The following is a 6,980-nucleotide window of genomic DNA, read 5'->3' as shown; positions in this document are numbered from 1 at the left end:
CTCGCCGTGGCGGTTCGCGCTGGTCGAAACCAGCGCGCCGCCGAACGCTCGGCACAGCGCGGCGGCGAGCGGATGCGCGGTCACGCGCAGGGCAATACCCGCGTGTCCGCGCGCGAGCCATTCCGGGGTCGCCTCGGAGCGCGGAAACACCCAGGTATACGGGCCGGGCCAGCTCGCCCGTGCCCGTGCGAGCGCCTCCGTGGGCAGGCGCTCGAGGTCGATATATTTTTCCACTTGGGCAAAATCGGCGGCGATCAGCAACACGCCCTGCGCCGGCGGCCGCTGCTTGAGCTCGAATACGCGCGCCACGGCTGCCTCGTCGTGCGGATCGCAGCCAAGGCCGAAGACGGCTTCGGTTGGATAGGCGATCACGCCTCCCGCGCGCAGCGCGGCGACAGCCGTGTCGAGACTGGAGTCCATCGGCTCCTGCTATTTGGCCTTGGCCGCCGCCTTTTTGGCGACAGTTTTCTTCGCCGCAGTCTTCTTCTTCGCCGCGGCTTTGGCAGGAGCTTTTTTCGCTGCGGCCTTCTTTGCCGGCGCGGTCTCCGCCTTCTTCGCCGGCGCAGCCTTCGCCGCCTTGCCGAAGCGTCCACGCTTCTCGGGCGCGGCGGCAAGCAGTTCGGCGCACTCGGCTTCGGTCAGGCTCGCCGGTTCGCGATCCTTCGGAATCTTCGCATTCTTCTTGCCGTCGGTAATGTAGGGGCCGTACTGACCGCGCAGGATCTGGATCGCACCGTCCTGGAAGCTGGCGATGACGCGATTGCGGATCGCTTCCTCCTTCTCGCGCAAGACTTCCTTCGCGCGCTCGAGTTCGATCGTGTACGGATCGTCGGGCGGCTTGATCGATGCGTAGACTTTGCCGTGTTTGACGAACGGGCCGAAGCGGCCGATCGCGGCACTGATCTTCTGGCCGTCGTCGGCGAGGCCGAGGTCGCGCGGCAGTTTGAACAGATGCAGCGCGTCTTCGAGCGAGATCGTGTGGATGCTCTGACCCGGGCGCAGGCTGGCGAACCGCTTGTCCTCATCGTCGCGCCCGCCGAGCTGGGCCATCGGCCCGTAGCGACCGAGACGCACGGACACGGGTTTGCCGCTGACCGGATCGTCACCGAGCACGCGCTCGCCGCCGGCTTCGCTGCGGTCGACGGTTTCGGTCTTGTCCTCGACCAGTGCCTTGAACGGCGTCCAGAACTTCTGCAGCAGCGGCTTCCATTCCTCTTCGCCGCGGCTGACCGCGTCGAGCTCGTCTTCGAGCTTGGCGGTAAAGTCGTAGTCGACGTACTGGGTGAAGTGGCCGGCGAGGAACTTGCCGACCGCCCGACCGATGTCGGTCGGGCGGAAACGGCGGCTGTCGAGCGTCACGTATTCGCGGTTGAGCAGCACCTGGATGATGCTGGCGTAGGTTGACGGCCGGCCGATGCCGTACTCCTCGAGCGCCTTGACCAGCGAGGCTTCCGAATAGCGCGGCGGCGGCTCGGTGAAATGCTGGTCGGCAGCGATGTCCGCGAGCGGCACGGCTTCGCCGATCTGCATCGCGGGCAGCTTGCGGTTCTCGTCGTCGTCCTCGGCATTCTTCGCGTCGCGGCCTTCCTCGTAGACGGCGAGGAAGCCCGGATCGACCACCGTGGTGCCGCTCGCGCGGAACATCGAATCGTTGCCGGCGTCGAGGTCGACGCTGACGGTGTTGAGCGTGGCGTACTGCATCTGGCTCGCAACCGCGCGCTTCCAGATCAGCTCGTACAATTTCCGCTGATCGTCGTTGAGATACTGGGCCATCGCGCGCGGTGTGTGCAGCGCCGAGGTCGGGCGGATCGCCTCGTGGGCCTCTTGTGCATTCTTCGACTTCGCGCGATAGAAGTTCGGCGCCTCGGGCAGCGCCTTCGCGCCGTAGTCGCGCGCGATGACCTTGCGGATCTCCGTGATCGCATCGGCCGCGAGGCTGACCGAGTCGGTACGCATGTAGGTGATGAGGCCGACCGTGCCTTCGCCGCCGATCGCAACGCCCTCGTACAGGCCCTGTGCAAGGCGCATCGTGCGCGTGGTCGAGAAGCCAAGCTTGCGCGCGGCTTCCTGCTGCAGAGTCGAGGTCGTGAACGGCGGCGACGGGCGGCGTTTGCGTTCCTTCGACTGCACTTCGGCAACGACCAAGCGGCCTTGCGCGGACTTGACCAGCGCATCGCGCGCGGCGTGCGCGTCGTGCTCGTTGGTCAGGTCGAACTGTTCGAATTTCTTGCCGCGCAGCTTGAGCAGGCGCGCGCTGAAACGCTGGTCGGGATGCGCGCAGTCGGCCGCGATCGTCCAGTATTCCTGCGCCTTGAATGCTTCGATCTCCTCTTCGCGCTCGACGATCATGCGCAGCGCCGGCGACTGTACGCGGCCTGCGGACAGGCCGCGCTGGACCTTGCGCCACAGCACCGGCGACAGATTGAAGCCGACGAGATAGTCGAGCGCGCGCCGCGCCTGTTGCGCATCGACCAGGTCGTGCGAGAGCTTGCGCGGATTGGCCACGGCCTCGCGGATCGCGTGCGGGGTGATTTCCGAGAACACCACGCGGTGCAGGTCCTTGCCGTCGAGCAGTTTCTTCTGCTTGAGGATCTCGGAGATGTGCCAGGAGATCGCCTCGCCTTCGCGATCCAAGTCGGTCGCGAGATAAATCGAGTCGGCCGCCTTCGCCGCCTTGGCGATCGCGTCGACGTGCTTCTCGTTCTTTTCGATCAGCTCATAGTGCATCGCGAAGTCGTGGTCGGGATCGACCGCGCCTTCCTTCGGCTTGAGATCGCGCACGTGACCGTACGAGGCCAGGACCTGGAAGTCCTTGCCGAGGTATTTGTTGATCGTCTTCGCCTTGGCCGGCGATTCGACGATGAGCAGGTTCTTTGCCATAGGTTATTTCGCGGGCGCGGACACGTCCGTATCGACGCGGAAAAATGGATCGGTCTGAGGGAAATTCAAGCAGTTGCGGAGCCGCGGCTCCGCGGCACCCCTTTTTTCAGTCAAACCCGCAAACGGGCACGCTGTCAAGCTCGTTCTGCGGCGATGGGCACTCGCGGCTTCCCGTGAACCCGTTCGCGGTCTAGCCCGGCGCACGCGCGTAACGCCCGTTTTCGGCGACGACGAGGCCGTCGAGTTCGAGCATGAGCAGCATCGAGGACAGCGCGGCGGCGGCAAGTCCCGTGCGTTCGGCGAGCTCGTCCAACGCCGCCGGAGTGTGGTCGAGTGCCTGCATCAGCGCGGTGTATTCGGGATCATGCGCGTGCGGGTTGCTGCGGGCTTGCGCGACCGGGTCGTCCCCGCTTTCGGCATCGATCGCGGCCAGGCGTTCGCGCAGGCCGTCGGCGAGGATCGCGCCGACGGCGCGCAGGTCTTCCAGTACTTCGGTCGCGGTTTCGACCAGCCGCGCGCCTTCGCGGATCAGTTTGTGGCAGCCGCGTGCGAATGGGTTGTGGATCGAACCCGGCAGGGCGAAGACTTCGCGACCCTGCTCGGCCGCATAGCGCGCGGTCGTCAGCGAACCGGATTTCAGGCTGGCCTCGATCACGAGCGTGCCCAGGCTCAGGCCCGAGATGATGCGGTTGCGCCGCGGGAAATGCGTCGGATGGCCCGGCACGCCGGGTGGAAACTCGCTGACCAGTGCGCCGTTTGCGGCGATGCGCGCGGCCAACTCGGCATGCTGGCGCGGATAGACCAGATCGATGCCGGTGCCGAGCACGGCGATCGTCTTGCCGCCCGCGGCCAGCGCCGCCGCATGCGCCGCGCCGTCGATGCCTTCGGCTAGTCCACTCGTGACCGTGTTGCCGGCGATTGCGAAGGCACGGGCGAACACGCGCGCATTGGCGAGGCCGCCTGCGCTCGCGCTGCGCGCACCGACGATGGCGATCTGAGGCGTCCACAGGGCGGTCGGGTCGCCGCTGACGAACAGCGCCGCGGGCGCGCTGCCGATGTCGCGCAGAAGCAGCGGAAAGTCGTCGTTGTCGCAGCTGAGTAGATGATGGCCGGCTGCCGCCAGCCAAGCGTCGTCGGCGTCGAGCCGCACTGGGTCGGGGGCCGCGAGCCAGGCGCGGGCTTCCTCGGGTGCTTCGCGCCGCGCACGTTCAAGCGCGACGACGACATCGCCGTGCCTGGCCAGCAGTGTGCGGATTGCCCCCGCGCCGAGCCCCGGCGCGCGCAGCAGGGTCAGCCAGGCGCGCGTGCGGGTCGCATCGAATGCTACGGACATGCGGCCGTCCTGGCCTCGATCCCGCTCAGAGGTGATCGGGATCGTAGAGCGGGTCGCCCAGGTGTACGGGTTTGACTCCGTCCACAACCAAGCCGTAACTGACGTGCTCGAACGTGCGGAAGATCATCACGTGGCCGACGTATTCCTCGGGCAGCTGCACCTTCGCGTCCTTGGGATGGAAGAACTTCTTCGCGCTTTCCGGCGAATAGTCGAAATTGTCGTTGACCGTCTCGCCCGGATGGAAGATCGAGAAGACCTGGCCGTTCTCGATGCCGTCATCGGCACCGTGCGAGAGCGCCAGCACCTGGTCGCGCCCGGTGACCATGCCGGCCGACGGGTCGACAGTGTCGGTGAACGCGATCACGCGCATGCCGTCCGGCACCTTCATCGGCGGGTGCGGCACGTACTGGGCGTCGTAGGGCTTGTCGTCGAGCGGCAGGACCAGGTCGCCCGGCGCCACTTCGACATCGGAACTCAGCAGCAGCGCCGAGGCCGGGTTACCCGCCTTGGTCACGCGTACCGTGCCGGTCTGCAGGCCTTCGTAGCCGAGGAACTTGACGTTGCCGGCAAGGCTGAACTGCTGCGGGCCATGATGCCAGATCAGGTCACCGCGATTCTCGTGGCTGCGGCTTGCCTCGTCGGTGGAGTCGCGGTAGAAGCGCTGCGGCGCGCCGTCCTTCGGCACGAGTTCGTAGTAACGGCCGAGCGGGCGCACGATCGCGAGCTGCTGGCCCGGCGTGGCGTCGAGGCCGCGCACGTAGACGAGCTGGCCCGGCGTCGCGCGCAGGTGGGCCTCTTCGGCACCGACCACGTGCGGGGCGGCCTTGAAATCGTCCTCGCCGATGATGCGCGTGCGCTTGAGGAACTTGTCGATGCGCTCGAGCGCGATCGGCTTGATCGCGTCCTCAAGCTGCTCAACGCGCACATGCGGGCCGCCGGCGTTGTTCAGATGCGGGCCGTTGAGGTAGGCGAGGTTGATCACATCACCCGGGAAAATCAGGTGCGGGTTCTTGATCTGGCCGTTGGCCTGCCATACCTCTGGCCATTGCCAGGGCTTCTTGAGGAACTTGTTCGCGATCCCCCAGAGCGTGTCGCCGCGGCGCACGACATAGGTGTCCGGATGGCCCGGTTTGAGTTCGACCGTCGCTGCGTAGGCAACGAGTGTCAGTGCGAGTCCGGCAACAATCGCAGGCAGCTTCTTCAACATGGTTGGATACCCAATGTCCCCCGAGGCGGACACAGTGTAGAGCAAAAATCGCCCCGCGAAACGCGGAATCGTCCGCAAGTTCGTCACGCAAGTGCCGATGGAATATACTTTCCTTCCTGAAATCCGCGTCTACCGGTCATGAGTCTGCTTCCCATTCTCGAATATCCCGATCCGCGCCTGCGCACCAAGGCGCAGCCCGTGACCGTGTTCGACGCGGCGCTGCAGGCCCTTATCGACGACATGTTCGCGACCATGTACGAGGCGCCCGGCATCGGCCTCGCCGCCAGCCAGGTCAACGTGCACAGGCAGCTGCTCGTGCTCGACGTGTCCGAGGAAAAGAACGCGCCGATGGTATTGATCAACCCGAAGATCGTCGCCAGCGAAGGCAGCCAGACCTACCAGGAAGGCTGCCTGTCGGTGCCCGGCATCTTTGCCGACGTCGACCGCGCCGACCGCATCACGGTCGAGTCGCTCGACCGCCACGGCAACGCGCAGAACTTCGAGGCCGACGGCCTGCTCGCCGTGTGCATCCAGCACGAGATGGACCACCTGATCGGCAAGCTGTTCGTCGACTATCTCTCCCCGCTCAAGCGCGAACTGGTCCGCAAGAAGCTCGAAAAGCAGCGCCGCAACGCGGCCGCGGGCTGAGCGCCCATGCCCGCGCCCTTGCGGCTGGTGTTCGCGGGAACGCCCGATTTCGCCGTGCCGCACCTCGCCGCGTGCCGTCGCGAGGGCATCGAAATCGCCGCCGTCTATACCCAGCCAGACCGCCCGGCCGGGCGTGGGCGCAAGCTCACGCCGAGCCCGGTCAAACAGGCCGGGCTCGACTTCGGCCTACCGGTCGAACAGCCCGAGAATTTCAAGGATGACATGGCGCGAGAGCGCCTCGCCGCCTACGTGCCCGACCTGATCGTCGTCGTCGCCTATGGCCTGATCCTGTCACGCAAGGTGCTCGCGATTCCGCGTTTCGGCTGCTGGAACGTGCACGCCTCGCTGCTGCCGCGTTGGCGCGGCGCCGCGCCGATCCAGCGCGCGATCCTAGCGGGCGACGCCGAAACCGGCGTTTGCCTGATGCAGATGGAGGCCGGCCTCGACACCGGGCCGGTGCTGCTGCGCCGGGCAATTCCGATTGCGCCCGACGACAGCGGCGGTTCGCTGCACGACAAGCTTGCGGCGCTCGGTGCCGGACTGCTTGGCCAAGGTCTCGACCGCATCTTGCGCAACGAGCCGATGCCGGCGACTCCGCAGCCGGAACACGGCGTCACCCACGCACACAAGCTCGACAAGGCCGAGGCGCGGCTCGACTGGAACGACTCTGCCATCGCGCTCGAGCGCAAGGTGCGCGCGTTCGATCCGTGGCCGGTTGCCGAAGGTGTGGTCGAAGGAGAAACCTTGCGTGTCTGGCGCGCGCAGAGCCGCGAATCGGCACCCGGCTCCCAGGGCCCGGGGAATATCCTCGCCGCGACGCGTGACGGCATCGACGTCGCCTGCGGCACGGGCGTGCTGCGCCTCATCGAAGTGCAGCGCGCCGGCGGCCGTCGCATCGCCGTGGCCGACTAT

6 protein-coding genes are annotated in these 6,980 nt (G+C 66.6%); 2 read left to right on the top strand and 4 right to left on the bottom strand.

Features of this window, described 5'->3' with window-relative positions; translation table 11 throughout:
* From VF497_RS06595 to VF497_RS06580, 4 genes are all read right to left on the bottom strand, one after another.
* Positions 1-420 (bottom strand): L-threonylcarbamoyladenylate synthase (locus tag VF497_RS06595; protein WP_330886909.1); only part of this gene is annotated, 420 nt, incomplete at its 3' end.
* A 9-nt stretch (positions 421-429) separates the two neighbouring features.
* The gene (locus VF497_RS06590; protein WP_330886907.1) at positions 430-2,880 is read right to left on the bottom strand and encodes a DNA topoisomerase I; all 2,451 of its coding nucleotides are present in this window, start codon (positions 2,878-2,880) and stop codon (positions 430-432) included.
* 190 nt (positions 2,881-3,070) lie between these two features.
* The gene (gene dprA, locus VF497_RS06585; protein WP_330886905.1) at positions 3,071-4,213 is read right to left on the bottom strand and encodes a DNA-processing protein DprA; all 1,143 of its coding nucleotides are present in this window, start codon (positions 4,211-4,213) and stop codon (positions 3,071-3,073) included.
* A gap of 25 nt (positions 4,214-4,238) precedes the next feature.
* Positions 4,239-5,420, bottom strand: a complete 1,182-nt coding sequence (locus VF497_RS06580; protein WP_330886903.1) for a LysM domain-containing protein — start codon at positions 5,418-5,420, stop codon at positions 4,239-4,241.
* A 138-nt stretch (positions 5,421-5,558) separates the two neighbouring features.
* On the opposite strand from VF497_RS06580, the gene def reads away from it, so the two are divergent.
* Together def and fmt are read left to right on the top strand one after the other, a co-directional pair.
* Positions 5,559-6,068: a peptide deformylase gene (gene def / locus VF497_RS06575; RefSeq protein ID WP_330886901.1), complete on the top strand. Its 510-nt coding sequence runs from the start codon at positions 5,559-5,561 to the stop codon at positions 6,066-6,068.
* Positions 6,069-6,074: 6 nt separating this feature from the next.
* Positions 6,075-6,980, top strand: a 906-nt coding sequence (gene fmt / locus VF497_RS06570) for a methionyl-tRNA formyltransferase (protein ID WP_330886899.1), incomplete at its 3' end; no start/stop codon positions are given.

It is taken from the genome of Rudaea sp., from assembly GCF_036383415.1.
Classification (GTDB): domain Bacteria; phylum Pseudomonadota; class Gammaproteobacteria; order Xanthomonadales; family Rhodanobacteraceae; genus Rudaea.
Note: the sequence above shows the minus strand (reverse complement) of the source record. Positions and strands in the feature narration are given on the sequence as shown.